Source organism: Bradyrhizobium sp. Kon10 (genome assembly GCF_055807395.1).
The window spans coordinates 1-270 of record NZ_JBVVOZ010000230.1 but is presented as its reverse complement, the minus strand read 5'-3'; the positions used below and the strand labels follow the sequence as shown (position 1 = coordinate 270).

At 56.7% G+C, this 270-nt stretch carries 1 protein-coding gene; it reads right to left on the bottom strand.

Features of this window, described 5'->3' with window-relative positions; all coding sequences use genetic code 11:
• The coding region (locus AC0L2O_RS36840) for a CheR family methyltransferase (protein WP_473373211.1) at window positions 1-270 on the bottom strand (270 nt) is incomplete at both ends.

Genomic DNA, 270 nt, shown 5'->3' with positions numbered 1-270 from the left:
GTTTCTTGTCGACGGTGGCGAAGAGGTTGTCGTGCTGGCCGATGCTTTCGGACGTGCCGAGGAAAAGATAACCGCCCGGCTTCAGCGCATAATGGAAGATCGGAATGACCCGGTTCTGAATGTTCGAGCCGAAATAGATCAGCAGGTTGCGGCATGAAATCATGTCCATGCGCGAAAAGGGCGGGTCGCGGTCGACGCTGTGAGGAGAAAAGACGCACAGCTCCCGTACCTCGTTGGTGAGCACGTAGCTCTCGCCGTCGCTGCTGAAAA